The organism is Streptomyces sp. NPDC005181, from assembly GCF_040608395.1.
Classification (GTDB): Bacteria; Actinomycetota; Actinomycetes; order Streptomycetales; family Streptomycetaceae; genus Streptomyces.
Genome location: NZ_JBEXID010000026.1, coordinates 71,657 through 89,279 on the forward strand (window position 1 = coordinate 71,657; position 17,623 = coordinate 89,279).

At 70.5% G+C, this 17,623-nt stretch carries 15 protein-coding genes and 1 pseudogene; 9 read left to right on the forward strand and 7 right to left on the reverse strand.

The window, feature by feature from the left end; all coding sequences use genetic code 11:
- Positions 1 to 192 precede the first annotated feature (192 nt).
- Together ABZV38_RS18905 and ABZV38_RS18910 are read right to left on the reverse strand one after the other, a co-directional pair.
- A complete protein-coding gene (locus ABZV38_RS18905) occupies positions 193 to 942 on the reverse strand; it encodes a hypothetical protein (RefSeq protein WP_356328349.1) in 750 nt (249 codons plus the stop codon).
- Complete coding sequence (locus tag ABZV38_RS18910) at positions 939 to 1,565, reverse strand: RNA polymerase sigma factor (RefSeq protein WP_356328351.1); 627 nt, start codon at positions 1,563 to 1,565, stop codon at positions 939 to 941. The genes ABZV38_RS18905 and ABZV38_RS18910 overlap by 4 nt, the downstream gene beginning before the upstream one ends.
- Positions 1,566 to 1,957: 392 nt before the next feature.
- On the opposite strand from ABZV38_RS18910, the gene ABZV38_RS18915 reads away from it, so the two are divergent.
- The 4 genes from ABZV38_RS18915 (at position 1,958) to mug (ending at position 8,310) form a co-directional block, all read left to right on the forward strand.
- Positions 1,958 to 4,681 carry an FG-GAP-like repeat-containing protein gene (locus tag ABZV38_RS18915; protein WP_356328353.1) on the forward strand — a complete coding sequence of 908 codons (2,724 nt, stop codon included), beginning with the start codon at positions 1,958 to 1,960 and terminating at the stop codon, positions 4,679 to 4,681.
- 161 nt (positions 4,682 to 4,842) lie between these two features.
- Complete coding sequence (locus ABZV38_RS18920) at positions 4,843 to 6,114, forward strand: APC family permease (protein WP_356328356.1); 1,272 nt, start codon at positions 4,843 to 4,845, stop codon at positions 6,112 to 6,114.
- Between the two features lie 176 nt (positions 6,115 to 6,290).
- Positions 6,291 to 7,733: an adenylosuccinate lyase gene (gene purB, locus ABZV38_RS18925; RefSeq protein WP_356328358.1), complete on the forward strand. Its 1,443-nt coding sequence runs from the start codon at positions 6,291 to 6,293 to the stop codon at positions 7,731 to 7,733.
- A gap of 19 nt (positions 7,734 to 7,752) precedes the next feature.
- Entirely contained in the window at positions 7,753 to 8,310 is a 558-nt protein-coding gene (gene mug, locus ABZV38_RS18930) for a G/U mismatch-specific DNA glycosylase (RefSeq protein WP_356328360.1), read from the forward strand.
- A 42-nt stretch (positions 8,311 to 8,352) separates the two neighbouring features.
- Here mug and ABZV38_RS18935 read toward each other — a convergent pair whose 3' ends face one another.
- The 3 genes from ABZV38_RS18935 to ABZV38_RS18945 all read right to left on the reverse strand — a co-directional run bounded on the left by ABZV38_RS18935 (position 8,353) and on the right by ABZV38_RS18945 (position 10,589).
- Positions 8,353 to 8,790, reverse strand: coding sequence for a hypothetical protein (locus ABZV38_RS18935; RefSeq protein WP_356328362.1), 438 nt, complete (start codon positions 8,788 to 8,790; stop codon positions 8,353 to 8,355).
- A 120-nt stretch (positions 8,791 to 8,910) separates the two neighbouring features.
- Entirely contained in the window at positions 8,911 to 9,654 is a 744-nt protein-coding gene (locus tag ABZV38_RS18940; RefSeq protein ID WP_356328380.1) for an ABC transporter permease, read from the reverse strand.
- The gene (locus ABZV38_RS18945) at positions 9,651 to 10,589 is read right to left on the reverse strand and encodes an ATP-binding cassette domain-containing protein (RefSeq protein WP_356328363.1); all 939 of its coding nucleotides are present in this window, start codon (positions 10,587 to 10,589) and stop codon (positions 9,651 to 9,653) included. The genes ABZV38_RS18940 and ABZV38_RS18945 overlap by 4 nt, the downstream gene beginning before the upstream one ends.
- 107 nt (positions 10,590 to 10,696) lie before the next feature.
- On the opposite strand from ABZV38_RS18945, the gene ABZV38_RS18950 reads away from it, so the two are divergent.
- The 3 genes from ABZV38_RS18950 (at position 10,697) to ABZV38_RS18960 (ending at position 13,782) form a co-directional block, all read left to right on the forward strand.
- Entirely contained in the window at positions 10,697 to 11,869 is a 1,173-nt protein-coding gene (locus ABZV38_RS18950; protein ID WP_356328365.1) for a histidine kinase, read from the forward strand.
- A 4-nt stretch (positions 11,870 to 11,873) separates the two neighbouring features.
- Positions 11,874 to 12,524, forward strand: coding sequence for a response regulator transcription factor (locus tag ABZV38_RS18955; RefSeq protein WP_356328367.1), 651 nt, complete (start codon positions 11,874 to 11,876; stop codon positions 12,522 to 12,524).
- Between the two features lie 100 nt (positions 12,525 to 12,624).
- Positions 12,625 to 13,782, forward strand: coding sequence for an ROK family protein (locus ABZV38_RS18960; RefSeq protein WP_356328368.1), 1,158 nt, complete (start codon positions 12,625 to 12,627; stop codon positions 13,780 to 13,782).
- Positions 13,783 to 13,831: 49 nt separating this feature from the next.
- Here the strand turns inward: ABZV38_RS18960 and ABZV38_RS18965 are convergent, their stop codons facing one another.
- Complete coding sequence (locus ABZV38_RS18965) at positions 13,832 to 14,599, reverse strand: GntR family transcriptional regulator (protein ID WP_356328370.1); 768 nt, start codon at positions 14,597 to 14,599, stop codon at positions 13,832 to 13,834.
- A 264-nt stretch (positions 14,600 to 14,863) separates the two neighbouring features.
- Positions 14,864 to 15,748 carry an RNA polymerase sigma-70 factor gene (locus ABZV38_RS18970; RefSeq protein ID WP_356328372.1) on the reverse strand — a complete coding sequence of 295 codons (885 nt, stop codon included), beginning with the start codon at positions 15,746 to 15,748 and terminating at the stop codon, positions 14,864 to 14,866.
- 192 nt (positions 15,749 to 15,940) lie between these two features.
- On the opposite strand from ABZV38_RS18970, the gene ABZV38_RS18975 reads away from it, so the two are divergent.
- Both ABZV38_RS18975 and ABZV38_RS18980 read left to right on the forward strand, forming a co-directional pair.
- The gene (locus ABZV38_RS18975) at positions 15,941 to 16,771 is read left to right on the forward strand and encodes an alpha/beta fold hydrolase (protein ID WP_356328374.1); all 831 of its coding nucleotides are present in this window, start codon (positions 15,941 to 15,943) and stop codon (positions 16,769 to 16,771) included.
- 204 nt (positions 16,772 to 16,975) lie between these two features.
- Positions 16,976 to 17,527 (forward strand): annotated as a pseudogene (locus ABZV38_RS18980) (PhoD-like phosphatase N-terminal domain-containing protein); the annotation flags it as partial.
- Positions 17,528 to 17,623: the final 96 nt, after the last annotated feature.

Sequence of the window (17,623 nt, forward strand, 5' to 3'; positions counted from 1 at the left end):
GACGTACGAGTCCGGGCGACCTTATTGACGGGGCACCCGGGAGCGGTGGCGGCTCGCCGGTTCCGCGTCCCGGATTAGCTGTCGCGCAGGAACCCGTCCGGGCGAAGCATCACAGGGTGTGTCTGCCCCGCTGATGGGCGCGGGGCACACAGCAGGCCGCGATGTCACACGTCCGCACCGACCGGCCCGGGCTCAGCGCGCGTCGGAATTGCCCCGTTCGCCGTTCCCGGTTCCCTTCGCCGCTTCCGGGTCCGCCGGGGCAGGTTCCGGCTTCTCCCCCTGGTCGGTCCCGTTCTTCGCCTTCGATGCCCGAGCAGCGAGAAGTCCGTCGCAGTAGCCCGGCACCGCCGACGCGCCACCGGCCGCCGACGCCAGCCGGCGGAAGGCCGTCGCGTCCACGGCCTTCCCGCTTTCCTGCACCTGGTGGTACGCACGGCACCGCGCCGTGTCGTCCTGCGCCTGGCCGGGGTGGCTGGAAGCACGCCCGGTGGCCGGGGTGCCCGTCGGTCCTTGCTGCGTACGGTCCGCGCGCGGCGTCGGCGTGCCGCCATGACTGCCGCCGGACGTGGCCGGCTCACTGCTCGCGGGCAGTGCGGGGTGCGGCCGGTCGTGGCCGCCTTCACCGAACGGTCCCGGCATCGCCCCCGAACCGGCGGCCACCGCGACCCCGCCCAGCGCCGCCACCGCCACGAGGCCGGCGACCATGGCCCGGACCGAGCGCACTCCGCGCCGCGGCTCGACCGGACGCCAGTCGTCGCGCCGACGGCGCCGCAGCGGCGACACAGGTGCGTGTACGCCTTCGTCGCGCGCCGCCCGGAACGCATCGAGCGCCCGCTTCTCGGCAGCGGGGTCTGCTTGCCCCACGCGCTGCGCCGCCGTCAGCAAGGCGGCCACTTCAGGAGTTACCGGCATTGCGGTCGCCCGCTGCAATTCATCTCTCATGTCTCATCTCTCAGCGTGCGGCGCGCCGCAGACGTCACAGTGCCCGGCCTTGCTGAGGACATGTGCTCGGCCAGTCTCTTCAGCCCACGGTAGGCGGAGGTGCGTACGGCCCCGGCTCGCTTGCCGAGCACGCGCGCCGTCGCGGGGCCGTCGAGGCCGACCACGACGCGCAGCAGAACGGCCTCCGCCTGCTCCCGCGGCAATTGTCCGATGAGCGCGAGCGCCTGCTCGGTGGAAAGCGTTTCCAGAGCGGCCGCGGCCGTGTCATGACCACTGGGCAGCTCGAAGACGTCCTGATCCAGAAGTGCGGTGCGCGGCCGCCGCTTCTGTCTGCGCAGATGGTCCAGCGCCCGGTGCCGGGCGATCGTCGCGGTCCAGCCGCGGAACCCGGCCCCGTCTCCGCGGAACCGCCCGAGATCGCGGGAGATCTCCAGCCAGGCGTCGGAGGCCACGTCCTCTCCGTCCTCGCCGACCAGCCCCCGTACGTAGCCGAGCAGCCCGGGATGGACCAGCCGGTACGCCACCGCGAAAGCTTCCTCGTCCCCCTGCTGGGCCCGCTCCACCGCTGCGCCGAGCTCGGCGTCGTTCACTTGCCCGCGGTGCTGTTCCCCGCCCTTGGTCACACTTTCCTCTTCGACCGACTGCGCCAGACGCGCACCGCCCCGACACCGCTCACGGTGCCCATGCCCCCGGGCCCGCGAGCCTCTCTACTACTTCTGCGTGACAACGCACAGAAATGTCACAGCAAGGGGTTTCGCAACGCTGAATGCGCTCACGGAGCCTGTCGCCGCCGGGGCAGACGTGAAGCGCACTCAGGAGGGGCGCACCCGATGCCCGGAAGCCTCAAGAGCCCTCCAAGCCATGTGACTCGCAGCACACTTCACCGACCCGTGTGACGTTTCGATTCCAGGGTGCGCTGGGTATACCAGGCTGCCCATGTGACGGGTGTGCCTCAAGCAAACTTCTCTGAGGGGTGGGGCATTTGAGCCCGCGCACGTCGCATGCGTACAGACCGATGAGCCTGAAACGCCGCGCCTGGCTGACTGTCGGCGCTGTCGTTCTCGGTGGGGCCGGAGTGGTGACGGTGGCGATAGCCAACCCGTCCGACGGCCCGGCCGGACCGAAGGGGCCGGAGGTTCGACCGGCGAAGCTGCGGTCGCTCGCGATTGGCGGCGGCACGGCCACGGAGCGGCAATTGCCGACCACGAGCACCGCACCGTTCTCGATGGTCGGCATCGGCTGGGACGGCGCGGCCAAGGTCGACGGCACCGCCGAAGTGCGTACGCGGGCTGCCGGGACCGGCAAGTGGTCGCCCTGGCGCGAGCTGGAGGTCTCGGCCGACGGGCCCGACGGGCAGGAGCAGGCAGCCGCGCGCCGGGCCACCGAGCCGATGTGGGTCGGGGCTTCGGACGCCGTGCAGGTGAAGGTCGGGTCGGGCCGGCCGGGCAAGGCACTGCCGAAGAACCTGAAGCTGCACATGGTCGACCCGGGGGTCAGCAGGGCCGAGTCCAAGAACCCGGCGGAGGCGACCCTCGCGCCCAGCGGTCCGGAGAACGCGGCGTTCGCCGTGGAGGGCACCCCGACCCCCACCCCGTCGGACACCGCCGACGCTCCCACGGACACCGCGACGCCGACCGATGCCGCAACGCCGTCGGCCACGGAGACCGCCGCACCCACGGAGACCGCCACCGGCACCCCCACGGAGACGGCCACAGGCACTCCGACGGGTACCGCAACGGCCACCCCCACGGACACGGTCACCCCCACCCCCACCCCCGTACCCACCGCGCCGCCGTCGACCGTCAACCGGCCGCCGATCATCAGCCGCGCCCAGTGGGGCGCCGACGAGTCGCTGGTGGAGGATCCGCCCGAGTACATCGACAAGGTGCAGGCCGTCTTCATCCACCACACCGTCGACACGAACAACTACAGCTGCGGCGACTCGGCCGCGATGGTCCGCGCCATCATGACGTACCACGTGAAGACCGAAGGCTGGAACGACCTCGGCTACAACTTCCTGGTCGACAAGTGCGGCCAGATCTTCGAGGGCCGCGCCGGCGGCACCGATCTCCCGGTCAAGGGCGCGCACACGTACGGCTTCAACTCGTACTCGACGGGCATCTCCCTGCTCGGCAACTTCGAGACGGGCAGGCCGACGCCGGCCGCTCTCCAGTCCGCGGCGCGCATCGCCGCATGGAAGCTCGGCCAGTACGGGGTCAGCCCCACCGCCAAGGTGACGCTGACCCGCCTCGTCACCGACACCGACGGCAACACTCAGCCCGACGGTGACGTCACGTTCAACACCATCGCCGGACACCGCGACGGCTTTGCCACCGCATGCCCTGGTGCGAACCTGTACGCCAAGCTCGGTGCGATCCGGACGTACGCGACCAACGGCACCCGCAACGCCGCGATCCCGACCACCGACTTCAACCGGGACGGCATCACCGACCTGGTCGCCGGCCTCCCGAAGGCGGCGAGCAGCGACGGCAGCGTCACCGTGCTGCCCGGCACCGAGGACGGCCCGAGCTCGACGGCGAAGCGGACGCTGAACCAGAGCAGTACAGGAGTGCCCGGCAACTCCGAGGCGGGCGACCTGTTCGGCACGTCCAACGCCTGGGGCGACGTGAACGGCGACGGGTACGCCGACCTGGTCGTCGGTGGGCCCGGCGAGGACATCGCACAAGCCGACAACGGCACGGTCGTCGTGATGTACGGCCCCGCCCTCACAACCGGCAAGAGCTACTCGGTCACCGCTTCGGGCCGGATCGGCGGCGAGAAGCTCGGTACGACCGTCACGTCAGGCGACTTCAACGCCGACGGCAAGGCCGACATCTTCTCCGTAGCGCCCGGCAAGCCCGGCCGCTGGTGGGCCTGGGACGGCAAGTCCGGCGCGGCCAAGTCCGGTTACCTGAACACCGCCGCCTACACCGCTGCCGTGAGCTACGCGGCCGCGGTCACCGGCGACTTCAACAAGGACGGCTACGCGGACGCCGCGGTCAACTACCGCGACCCTAGCGGCATCGGACGCCTGCTGTGGCTGAAGGGGTCCGCCACCGGACTCCAGCGGGTCGGCATCCTCGACGCCCGCGGCGGGCGCTCGCTGGCCGCCGGTGACATCAACGGCGACGGCGCCACCGACCTGGCGGTCGGCCAGCCGTCCGCCACCGAGTCCGGACACACCGCCAAGGGCGGCGCGGTCACGGCCGTGTTCGGTTCGGCCACGGGGCTGACCTCGACCGGCCGCAAGACGATCCACCAGGACACCACCGGTGTACCGGGCGGTGGCGAGACCGGCGACGACATGGGAGCGTCCGTCTCCATCGGCGATGTCAACCTCGACGGGTACGGCGACATCCTCACCGGCGCGCCGGGCGAGGACCTCACCCGCAGCGGCGTGAACGAGAGCAACGCCGGCCAGGTCTTGCTGATCCGCGGCTCCGCCGCCGGCCCCACCGGCACCGGCGCCGTCGGATACAGCCAGGACACCACGGGCATCCCGGGCTCCACCGAACCGAACGACCGGTTCGGCTCGTCCGTGTCTCTCACCGACCTCTCCGGCTACAGCCGGGCGGACATCGCGATCGGCGCGGACGGCGAGGACGCCAACAGCGGCACGATCCTGCAGATCGACAACACCAGCACCTCGGGCATCAAGGCGGACACCGGCCTCTACTACGGGGTGTCGGCGCTCGGTTCATCCAGCGGGATCCGGATCGGACTGACCCTGGCCCCGTAATTCCGCGGTCCCACACCGCACACAGACACCGGAGCCCCTCGGCCTGACCCGAGGGGCTCCGGTCATGTGGTGCAGCAGACGGCCACCGTCCCGTCACCTTCGCTCTGTACGGTGCCCCGGTACGGCAGGTGCAGGTGAGGCAGGAGCACGGGGTAGTTGTGATGGCTGGTGCGGCGGGCGGCGGTGCGGGCGGCGACGTCGGATTGAAACGTCGCCTGGGGGTCTTCGATGCGGTGGTCATCGGCCTGGGCTCGATGATCGGAGCCGGTGTCTTCGCCGCACTCGCTCCGGCCGCCGACGCGGCAGGGTCGGGGTTCCTGATCGGTCTGGCGGTGGCCGCGGTCGTGGCGTACTGCAATGCCACGTCGTCGGCGCGGCTCGCGGCCCGCTATCCGGCCTCCGGCGGCACGTACGTCTACGGGCGTGAGCGTCTGGGCGAGTTCTGGGGCTACCTGGCCGGCTGGAGCTTTGTCGTCGGGAAGACGGCCTCCTGCGCAGCCATGGCCCTGACCGTCGGTGCCTACGCCTGGCCGGGGCAGGCCCACGCGGTGGCGGTCGGCGCGGTGGTGGCGCTCACTGCCGTGAACTGCCTGGGGATCCAGAAGTCCGCATGGCTGACCAGGGTGATCGTGGCTGTGGTCCTCGCGGTCCTTGCCGCCGTCGTCACCGCGTGCCTGACCGGCGGCGTCCAGGCGTCCCGACTGGCGCCCGGTTCGGACGCCACGGTGAGCGGGGTGCTGCAGGCGGCTGGACTCTTGTTCTTCGCCTTCGCCGGATACGCCCGCATCGCCACGCTGGGCGAGGAGGTCCGGGACCCGGCTCGCACCATCCCCCGAGCCATCCCCGTGGCTCTCGGGATCACACTGATCGTGTACGCGGCCGTGAGCGTGGCGGTGCTGTCGGTCCTCGGGCCGGCCCGGCTCGCCGACGCCACGGCGCCACTGGCGGACGCGGTCCGCGCCGCCGGAGCCCCCGGACTCGTGCCGGTGGTCCGTGCAGGTGCGGCGGTCGCCGCGCTGGGTTCGCTGCTCGCACTGCTGCTCGGGGTCTCCCGTACGACGCTGGCGATGGCCCGCGACCGCCACCTGCCGCATGTCCTGGCTGCCGTCCATCCCCGTTTCGCCGTCCCGCACCGCGCCGAAGTCGCCGTGGGCGCGGTCGCCGCGCTCGTCGCCGCCACCGGCGATGTCCGCGGCGCGATCGGGTTCTCCTCCTTCGGCGTGCTGCTGTACTACGCCATCGCCAATGCGGCCGCCCTCACTCTCACACCGTCCGAAGGTCGCCCCGTGCGCGCGGTTCCGGTCGTCGGTCTGGCCGGCTGCCTGGTCCTCGCTGTCGCCCTTCCCTTGTCGTCGGTGCTGACGGGCGCGGCGGTGGCCCTGCTCGGTGCGGCTGCCTACGGCCTGCGCAAGGGCCGAACCGCGCGCTCCTGAAGCCGGCCCGGCACGGCAACCCGGGTGAACGCGGGCTGCGGAACCTGCTGAGCCCTACCGAAAGACCTGCAGCCGGGGTCCGGGCGGCTTCCCTCGCACGAAAGACCGCGTTCGTAGTAAGCCACAAACCGGGCCGCGGCACTGGCCTGCAGAAACCGCCAGTAGAATCTGGACACGTGACTGCTGTGTCTGCGAAGCCTCGCATCCCCAATGTCCTGGCCGGCCGCTATGCCTCCACCGAGCTGGCCGTCCTCTGGTCCCCCGAGCAGAAGGTGAAGCTGGAGCGCCGGCTGTGGCTGGCGGTGCTGCGCGCTCAGAAGGACCTCGGGATCGAGGTGCCCGACGCCGCCCTTGCCGACTACGAGCGGGTCCTCGACCAGGTCGACCTGGCGTCCATCGCCGAGCGTGAGAAGGTCACCCGGCACGACGTCAAGGCACGGATCGAGGAGTTCAACGCTCTCGCCGGGCACGAGCAGGTCCACAAGGGCATGACGTCCCGGGACCTCACCGAGAACGTCGAGCAGTTGCAGATCCGGCTCTCGCTCGAGCTGATGCGTGACCGCACGGTGGCCGTCCTGGCCCGGCTCGGCAGGCTGGCGGGCGAGCACCGCGAGCTGGTCATCGCCGGTCGCTCCCACAATGTCGCGGCCCAGGCGACCACGCTCGGGAAGCGCTTCGCCACCGCCGCGGACGAGCTGCTCGTGGCGTACGGACGGCTCGAGGACCTGCTGGGCCGCTACCCGCTGCGCGGCATCAAGGGGCCTGTCGGCACGGCGCAGGACATGCTCGACCTGCTGGGCGGCGACGCCGCGAAGCTCGCCGAGCTGGAACAGCGCATCGCCGGCCACCTCGGCTTCGGGCAGGCCTTCACCTCTGTCGGCCAGGTCTACCCCCGCTCGCTCGACTACGACGTGGTGACCGCGCTGGTACAGCTGGCCGCCGCCCCCTCGTCCGTCGCGAAGACGATCCGGCTGATGGCCGGGCACGAGCTGGTCACCGAGGGCTTCAAGCCGGGTCAGGTCGGCTCGTCCGCGATGCCGCACAAGATGAACACCCGCTCCTGCGAGCGTGTCAACGGTCTGATGGTGATCCTCCGCGGCTACGCCTCGATGACCGGTGAGCTGGCGGGCGACCAGTGGAACGAGGGCGATGTGTCCTGCTCCGTGGTCCGCCGGGTGGCCCTCCCGGACGCCTTCTTCGCGTTCGACGGTCTGCTGGAAACCTTCCTCACGGTGCTCGACGAGTTCGGGGCGTTCCCGGCGGTCGTGGCCCGCGAACTCGACCGGTACCTGCCGTTCCTCGCCACGACCAAGGTACTGATGGGCGCCGTCCGCGCCGGTGTCGGCCGCGAGGTCGCGCACGAGGCGATCAAGGAGAACGCGGTCGCCTCCGCCCTGGCCATGCGCGAGCAGGGCACGGAGCGCAACGAGCTGCTGGACAAGCTGGCTGCCGACGACCGCATCCCGCTGGACCGCGCCCAGCTCGACGCGCTGATGGCCGACAAGCTCTCCTTCACGGGAGCGGCGGGGGACCAGGTCACCGCGCTCGTCGCCCGGATCGAGGAGATCACCAAGCAGCACCCGGAAGCCGCCGGGTACACGCCGGGCTCCATTCTCTGACGGCCGGAACCGCAATCGGATGACCCCCGAAGAGCTTCAGGCCGCCCGCGACCGCACCGTTCCCGATGTGGTCGCGGGCGGCCTGCGTGTGTTGTTCTGCGGAATCAACCCAAGCCTGATGACCGGCGCCACGGGGCATCACTTCGCCCGACCCGGCAACCGCTTCTGGCCGGTGCTCCACCTGTCGGGCTTCACCCCCCGCCAGTTGAACCCATCGGAACAGAACGAGCTGCTGGACTACGGCCTGGGCATCACCAATGTGGTGGCCCGCGCCACGGCACGCGCCGACGAGCTGGCGGCCGAGGAGTTCCGCGAGGGCGGTGTCGTTCTGGCGGCCAAGGTCGAGCGACTGCGACCGCAGTGGCTGGCCGTCGTGGGCGTCACGGCCTACCGGACCGCATTCGGTGACCGACGCGCGCAGATCGGCCCGCAGGAGAGGACGATCGGCGGTGCTCAGGTCTGGGCCCTGCCCAACCCCAGTGGTCTGAACGCCCATTGGACCGCTCGGACCATGGCCGAGGAATACGGGCGCCTCCGCGCGGCCGTCGACTCGACCGGTCCCGGTCATTCGGGCTGAGAGTCGGGCCGCTCGGACGACCAGGATGGGCGCCGTCGCCCGTCAGGGCGGATCGATCTCCGTCACCAGGATGCTCAGCTCGCAGCCGGGGCCCTCCTCCTCCAGATGGAGCCCCATCGCGATCCACCGGTCCTCGATGCGCCAGAGGTGCAGGAATGCGCAGCCCGCGACCGGATCGGTCCAGGGCTCCGGTATCTCCTCGCCGGCCATCATCCGCTCCTGTGCACTCCACAGACTGATCATCTGCGACTTACCCCAGCGCCCCGTGAGCAGCGTCAGCAGCGCGTCGTGCTCCGCGAGACACTGTGCCCGGTGCTCCAGACGCCCTCCCTCGTCGTCGTCCCAGTGCTCGTCGTCCGCGTGCAAGGACACCATGTGGTAGCCGGGTCCGCTGACTCCTGAGCCCGACCGAATACGCTCCGCCGGGAAGTCCCGGGCGCGCATCCCGTCGATGAGGCGGAGGTGATGTGCGGTCGTCATGCCGCCAGTAAACCGCCAGGCACTGACAATCAGTTCCCTGGCCTGAGCCTTGAGGGATTTCCAGCCGGCCCGCGGCGCCGGACAGCCCCACCGAGGCTCTGGCAGTGGGCAGTCCGGCCCTCAGGCATCCCTGCGCCGCATCGCCCACCACCCCGTCAGCAGCGCGGCGCCCGCCCAGACCGCTGTGACTCCAAGCCCCGTCCACGGCCCCAGGCTCCCTTCCGGGTTCTGGTGCAGCACCAACTGTCCGGCCCGGTCGGGCAGATATTGCGCGGCACCGCCTGCGATGTCTCCGACCACGAAGGAGACGATCAGGATGAACGGGATGAGCAGACCGAGGACGGCGACGGCGCTGCGCAGCAGAGCCGTCAGACCGGCGGCGAGCAAGGCCATCAGGGCCAGGTAGATGCCTCCGCCGAGAGCCGCTCGGAGGGCTCCGGGTTCCCCCAAGCCGATCGCGTACTCCCCCATGAACAACTGCCCCACCAGGAAGGCGGCGAAGCTCGTGACGAGCCCGATGACCAGGGCAAGTGCGCCGACGAGAGCCATTTTGGCTGCGTAGAAGAGGTCACGGCGGGGCACTGCGGCGAGCGATATCCGCAGGGCACCGTTCAGGTACTCCGAGGAGAGCGCGGTCGCGCCGAAGCTGATGGCCGCGATCTGGCCGAAGTTCAGCGCGTAGAAGGCGCCGAAGACCGGATCGGCACCCGGATTGTCCGCCTCGGCCTGGCCGACGGTCGCGAACGCGAGCACAGTGACGGCGAGTGTCGCCACGAAGACCGCTATCAGGGATCCGGCCACGGACCGTACCGATCTGATCTTGATCCACTCGGATCGGAGCACTGCGATGGTCGACACGGTCAGGCCTCCTGACGAGTAGTGGGCGAGGCGGCTGCGGACGCGAATTCCGCCGCGCCGCCGGTGAGGTCGAGATAGGCCTGCTCCAAGGTGACCTGCTCGTCGACGAGTTCAAGGATGGGGATGCCTTCGAAGGCGGCTATGGGACCGATCTCCTCCGCCTTGGCCCCTTCGACGGTCCAGCGCCCGTCGTCGCCCTGCGACAACTCGAATCCCTTGCGGGTCAGCACGTCACGGAGCCGGCTGGACTCGGTCGTGCGAACGCGCACGCGCGGGCGGCTCCGGGAGTCGAGGAACTCCTGCATCGACAGGTCGGCGAGGAGTCTGCCCCGGCCGAGGACCACAAGATGGTCGGCGAACGACGACGTCTCGTTCATCAGGTGACTGGAGACCAGAACCGTGCGGCCCTCACGGGCCAGCCGCTTCATCAGTTCACGGATCCAGATGATGCCTTCCGGGTCCAGCCCGTTCGACGGCTCGTCCAGCATCACGATTTCCGGGTCGCCCAGCAGGGCGGCCGCTATCCCGAGACGCTGTCGCATGCCGAGCGAGAACGTTTTGATCCGATGACCGCCGACCTGGCCGAGCCCCGCTTCCTCCAGTACCTCTTCGACCCTGGTGGGAGCTATGCCGTTACTGGTAGCGAGAGCCAGCAGATGGTTCCGCGCGGTCCGAGAGCCGTGGGCGGCCTGGGCGTCGAGCAGCGCGCCCACCCGGCGCAGCGGATCGTCGAGCGTGGCGTAGGCACGGCCACCGATCGTGGCCGTACCGCCCGTCGGCCGGTCCAGGCCGAGGACAAGTCTCATGGTGGTGGACTTGCCGGCGCCGTTGGGGCCGAGGAAGCCGGTGACCCGACCGGGTCGCACGCTGAACGTGAGGCGGTCCACGGCGCGGGTGGCACCGTATTCCTTGGTGAGCTCATGGACGTCGATGCTGGTCATGTCCTCAGCCTGGCGGCCGCGCCGGCTCCTGCCCTCCCCCGCCGGAGGGGATCATCTCCCTCGCGCGGGGGAGCCGCCGCGCTCGGGCTCGCTGACACGATGGCAGCATGCGCCGCTTCCTCCGTCCGCTGACCGACCCTGTCACCTACACCCGCTGGCTGCATCTGCTCATCCCGCAGGCGATCGTCAGCGTGTGGCTGTTCATTTCCATGGATACGCCCTGGGTGCCGCTGATCCTTGCCGTGCCTGTGGGTCTGCTTCCCGCCATGCGGCTCGCCGAGGGCGTCCAGGCGCAGTTGTTGCTCACACCTGACGAGCGGGGCAGTCCGGACGCATCGATCTCTGCCTCGTCCGCGGCGTCCTGGGCGGACCGCTGGCGGACCGTGGCCTGGCTGGAAGTGAGGCTGTTGCTCTCCGTCGTGGCGGGGTTCGCGACGGTATGGCTGCCCGCGACGACGGTTGACCTCGTGTTCACCGTGACCGATGCGGGCCCGAGCGGCGATTGGCTCCTCCGCTGGGTGGAGCCGCACCCGTGGTACGTCCTGTTCGTGCCGCTGCCGCTGCTGGTGCTGCTGGCCGTCATGGTGGTGTGCGGTGACCTGATCACAGCGGCTGCACGGTGGCTGCTCGGCCAGTCGCCGGTGGAGCGGATGACCGCGCTGGAGGAGCGCACCGAGCAGCTGCTGGAGCGTAATCGCATTGCGCGCGAGCTCCACGACTCGATCGGGCATGCCCTGACGGTCGCGGTCGTGCAGGCCGGGGCAGCGCGGGCGGCAAAGGATCCGGAGTTCACCGAGCGGGCACTGGCCGCCATCGAGGAGACGGGCCGGGACGCGCTGGACGATCTGGAACGGGTGCTGCGGGTGCTGCGCGAATCGGAGGCACCGGTGGGTCGGCGGCCGACGCTGGCCGAGGCGAACCGGCTGCTGGAGTCGGCCCGTGGATCAGGGGCGAAGGTCGATTCCGAAGTGACCGGTCCGGTGGAGCTGGTGCCCGGCCCCGTGTCGCGCGAGGGGTACCGGATCCTGCAGGAGTCCCTCACCAATGTGCTGCGTCACTCCGGATCCGTCCCCGTGCGAGTGAGGATCGCGGTCGCGGACGGGTGGCTGGAGCTTGAAGTGACCAATCCACTCACAGAGTCGATAGGCACTCCAGGCAGCGGAAGCGGGCTGCGGGGCATCCGGGAGCGGGCCGCGCTCCTCGGCGGAAAGGCCAAGACCGGTCCGTACGACGGTGAGTGGCGGGTGCACGCGAGCCTCCCGCTGGACCGCATACGCTGACCGGATGCCGGTTACCGTTCTTCTGGTCGACGACGAACCTCTCGTACGCGCGGGACTGCGCGCGGTCCTTGAGGCTCAGCCCGATATCGAGGTGGTGGGCGAGGCGGCCGACGGTGCAGCGGTGATCCCGCTGCTGCATAAGTTGCGCCCCGATGTGGTGGCGATGGATGTGCGGATGCCTCTGATGGACGGCATCGAGGCGACCCGGGTGGTGCTGCGCACAGTGCCTGATCCGCCGAAGATCCTGGTGGTGACGACATTCGAGAACGACGAGTATGTGTACGAGGCGCTGCGCGCGGGGGCGGACGGCTTTCTGCTCAAGCGCGCCCGGCCTGCGGAGATCGTGCATGCGGTGCGACTGGTCGCCGAGGGTGAGTCGCTGCTGTTCCCGGCCGCGGTCCGGCAGCTCGCCGCCGAGTACGGGACGAGCAAGGCGAAGGCTGCCATGGAGCGGGCATCGCTCACCGAGCGCGAGGCCGCGGTGCTCCGGCTGATGGCCCGGGGACTGTCCAATGCAGAGATCGCCGCCAGGCTCGTGGTCGGCGTCGAGACGGTGAAGACCCATGTCAGCGCGGTGCTGGCCAAGTTGGGGGCCAGGGATCGGACCCAGGCGGTGATCGCCGCGTACGAGTCCGGGTTCGTGGCTCCGAGCTGACACCGGCCCCGTCCCGGAACCCGTCGCGGCCCACGGTCGCCCTGCCCCCGGGCAGCGAGTAGCATCCGCCTGACATGCGCACGAGCTGGAAGGAAACACCGTGGGCCGGCTGACCGGTGGGGACCCGTCGCTGCTGCGACGGATCAATTCCGCGGTGGTACTCCATGCTCTCAGGGGTGCCCACTCCCCCACACTCACGGACCTGACCCGGATCACAGGTCTGTCCCGGCCCACGGTGGAAGGCGTCGTCGAGGGGCTTTTCGAGGCCGGTCTGGTCGTCGAAGCGGCGCCCGACGAGGGTGAAGCCAGGCGTCAGGGCAGGCCGGCCCGCCGGTTCCGGTTCCGCGCCGAGGCCGGGCATCTGCTCGGCATCGAGATCGGTCCGCACCGCGTCTCCGCGCTGCTGTCCGGACTGGACGGCCGGATCATCGGTGCCGGTTCGCGCGAGCTGTCGGAGACCGCCGGCGCGGACGACCGTCTCGACCGGGTCAGAGCCGTGGTCGCCGATCTCCTGCGGCGTACCGGGGTGGCCCGGAGCAGTCTGCGTGCGGTCGGGGTGGGCAGCCCGGGCATCGTGGAGGCCGACGGGACGGTACGGCTGGGCACCGCGCTGCCGGACTGGACCGGTCTCGCGCTCGGTGAGCGGCTGCGGCGCTCCTTCCGATGTCCGGTCCTGGTGGAGAACGACGCCAATGCAGCGGCCGTGGCCGAGCACTGGAAGGGCGCGGCCACCGAGTCCGACGACATCGTGTTCGTCCTTGCGGGGCTGAGTCCGGGAGCCGGTTCGCTGATCGGCGGTCGGCTGCACCGCGGTTTCGGTGGTGCGGCGGGCGAGATCGGCGCGCTGCATCTGCTGGGCCGTGAAGTCACCCCGGAGAAGCTGCTGTCGACGACGGACACCCCGCTGGACCCGTTGGACGAGCAGGCGGTCGCCGCGGTGTTCGCGCAGGCTCGTCACGGTGACGTGCGGGCGATGGCGGCGGTCGAGCGGTTCATCCAGCGCCTGGTGCACGATGTGGCGGCGCTGGTGCTGGCGCTCGACCCGGAGCTGGTGGTCGTCGGTGGTTGGGCCGCCGGGCTGGACGGCGTCCTTGATCCGCTCCGCGGCGAACTGGCCCGCTACTGTCTCCGGCCGCCGCGGGTCGCGCTGTCGCTGCTCGGCGAGGCAGCCGTGGCCACCGGCGCACTGCGGCTGGCACTCGACCATGTCGAGGAGCAGCTGTTCGCGGTGGAGGGCACGGTGACGGCCCGCCGCTGAGTGCGACGGGCCGCGCGTTCATGGAGGGGACCGGCGGTGCCGGCCGGGCTCAGGATGCCTTGCGCTCCTGGCCGGGGTGACTGATCTCCAGGTCGCCCGAGTCGCCGAAGGTGAGCCGGCAGGTGTCGGCCCGGTAGGTGGCGACGGAGACAGCGGCCGTGCCTCCTGCGGCGAGGTAGCGGGTCGTGACGACGAGGACGGGTGCGCCGGGGAGGCGGTCGAGCTCCTTGGCGTCGTCCGCACGGGCCGAACCGAGTTCCACCGAACGGTCCTGGCCGTCGAGGCCGAGACGGTGCAGTTCACGCACGACGCTGCGGGCGCGGGCGGGACCCGACGGGCTCTCGATCGCCGACAGTTCGGGCACGGATGACGACGGCACGTACAGAAGCTCGGCCGCGACCGGCTGCCCCTGGGTGACCCGGATCCGGCGGACGATGTGCACGCGCTCGCCGCTCTCCACGTCGAGCATGGCCAGCACCGGGGCGGGTACCACGGCGGTCGTGCAGTCGACGGCCTGCCAGGCCTCGTCGGCACCGCCGCCCGTCCAGTCGTGCTGCGCGGTCGAGACGGCTACGCCCAGGCGCGGCGGTGCGACGGTGGTCCCGACGCCGCGGCGGCGCTGCAGCCTGCCTTCGAGCTCGAGCTGCTCCAGAGCCTGCCGGAGCGTGGCCCGTGCGACGCCGAACCGGGCAGCGAGCTCACGCTCGTTGGGCAGGATCTCTCCCACCGCAAAGTCCGAGTCGAGTGCCTCACTGAGCACGGTCTTGAGGTGCCAGTACTTCGGCTCCGGTACCGATTCCAGCTGCGTGGTCCCCACCCTGTCCTCCGCAATCGCCCAGCGTCTTTTTCCGCGACGTTATTTATTAAAGGTTCCTGTCTTAACGTTGAGACCATAGGACGGCACACCCCCTTGGTCAAGACCAATCCTTATTCCGTCACGCAGCGAAACGGGCCTCTGCCGCAGAGCGTTCACAGGACGTTCGTGGTGCCGTGAGGCCCGCGCAGCACAAAGCCCCACGTCCGTCGGGTCCGTGGGGCTTCGGGCAGGGCAGGCGTCGGGGCGGGCGCCGGATCGCGCGGGCTATTCAGCAGCGAGGCTGATGAGTTTGTCAGGATTACGAACGATATATACGCACTGGATGACACCGTCCCTGATGTCGACCTGGACGACGGAATCGGGCTTTCCGCCCGAAAGCACCAGCAGGGCAGGCCCGCCGTTGAGCTCCAGGTTCCGGATCTCGAGGTCCGGAACCTGATCGTGAACGACGGCGAAGAGGAAGCGGCCGACCTTGTCCTGGCTCTCGATGATCCGCAGCGGCGCCTTCGCCTTTCCGCCGCTGTCGCCGACCAGCCGCACATCGGGTGCGAGCAGCGCCAGCAACTCCTCGATGTCACCGCCCGCCGCCGCGGCGAGAAACCGTTCCGTGAGGTCACGGCGCTGGGCCGGGTCGACGTCGTAACGCGGCTTGCGCTCCTCCACATGCCGCCGGGCGCGCCCGGCGAGCTGACGTACCGCAGCCTCGGTGCGGTCGAGGGTCGTGGCGATCTCCCCGTACGGGAAGCCGAAGGCCTCGCGCAGGACGAAGACGGCGCGTTCCAGCGGGGAGAGCGATTCGAGGACGACGAGCACGGCGACCGATACGGAATCGGCGAGGACAGCCTGCTCGGCGGTGTCGGGAACGGCGGGACCGAAGTCGGTGACGAGCGGTTCGGGCAACCAGGGTCCGACGTAGGCCTCGCGCCGCGACTGCAGCTGCCGCAGCCGGTCCACGGCGAGCCGGGTGGTGATGCGCACGAGGAACGCCCGCGGCTCCCGGACGTCCTCGCGCGATGCGGACGACCAGCGCAGCCACGCCTCCTGCACCACGTCCTCGGCGTCGGCGATCCGGCCGAGCATGCGGTAGGCGACCCCGGTGAGGACGGGGCGGTGCTCTTCGAAAACGTCGGTCACGGTGTCGGAGGTCACCGCTCCATCCCAGCCGACACGCCGCGCCGTGTCCAGCCCGAATCGCCGGCCCCCTTGAACTGCAGGCTACCGAACGGTAATTGTTGTTGACGAGACGTCTAAGTCCCTGCGGACGACGCCCGTTGCACCACGGTCCACACGGAACTCGACGCTCGGACCCTTCACGCACGGACCACCCCCGGGAGCAGCAGTATGACCACCACGGTCTCGTTCACCGTCGACTCACCCCGAGGTCCGCGGACCGTGTCCGTGGCGTACGAGCGGACCGGTTCCGGAGAGCCGTTGTTGCTGCTCCACGGCATCGGACACCACCACCAGGCCTGGGATCCGGTGCTGCCCGTGCTGGCGCTGGAGCGGGATGTCATAGCCGTGGATCTGCCCGGCTTCGGCGTCTCCCCGGCGCTTCCGGACGGAGTCCCGTACGACCTGGGGAGCGTGGTGCCGGTGCTAGGCGCGTTCTGTGAGGCACTCGGCGTGGACCTGCCGCATGTCGCGGGGAACTCGCTCGGTGGGCTGTTGGCGCTGGAGCTGGGCCGCGAGAAGCTCGTACGGTCGGTGACGGCGCTGTCGCCCGCCGGTTTCTGGACGGAGGGCGAGCGGCGCTACGCGTTCGCAACGCTGCGGGCGATGCGTCAGGGCGCCCTGGCGATGCCGATGCCCTTGGTCGAACGGCTCTCGCGCAGCGCGGCCGGGCGTGCCGCGCTGACGAGCACCATCTACGCGCGGCCCGGCCGCCGTTCGCCCGAGGCGGTCGTATCGGAGACCGTCGCCCTGCGCGAGGCGACCGGATTCCACGAGACGCTCGCCGTCGGACGCAGTGTCGCGTTCACGGACGATGTGCCGGGACTGCCGGTGACTGTCGCCTGGGGCAGCCGCGACCGTCTGCTGCTCCGCCGCCAGGGGATCAGGGCCAAGCACACCATCCCCGGTGCCCGGCTGGTGCGGCTGCCCGGCTGTGGGCATGTGCCGATGAACGACGATCCGGCGCTCGTGGCTCGCGTCGTCCTCGACACCAGTCGCTGAACAGACAGCAGCCACCGGACCGACTCCACCGAGCGGAGTTTCGCGCCACAGGGCACCCAACGGGAGCGGCACGGACGGAACATCGGCGCCGGGTGCGGCCCGCTGTTCATCCGAGGTTGGTGTGCCCGCCGCCGACGGGCACAAAAGTGGGGCCGGTCGACCGGTCACCCGTACCTCTGTCCCGCTGCCCCCGGAGGCACCTCCATGTCGTTCCGTCCGCGCATCCCTTCGCCCGACCGCCGCGCTGTACTGCGCGGTTCGCTGGCCGCTTCGGCCGCGCTCACGCTCCCCGTGACAGCGGGGGCGGCCCCGGCCTTCGCGCTGTCCGGCCGGCCGCGCGCGGCCTGGGGTGTTCAGGTGGGTGATGTCACCGCGTCGTCCGCCCTGGTCTGGGTGCGTTCGGACCGTCCGGCGCGGATGATCGTGGAGACGTCGGCCACGGAGTCGTTCCGGCGGGCGCGCACCTGGCACGGGCCTCTGGTCGGCTCGGGTACCGACTTCACCGGCACGACGCCGCTGTACGGGCTGCCTGCGGGCGAGCAGGTGCACTACCGGGTGACGCTCGCGGACCCGGACGATCCGCGCCGTACCGGTGAGCCGGTGTACGGGACGTTCCGTACCGCGCCCGCCCGGCGCCGGGACGGGGTGCGCTTCCTGTGGTCCGGCGACATCGCGGGACAGGGCTGGGGCATCAACCCGGACATCGGTGGCTACCGCGTGTACGACGAGATGCGCCGTCTCGACCCGGACTTCTTTCGGCTCTCCTGCCGTATGTGTGGGTGCTCTGACCTGCCCTGATACGTGAAACACGCCGTCTCCTGTGATCCTTGAGGTGTTGAGGCTCAAGTTGGA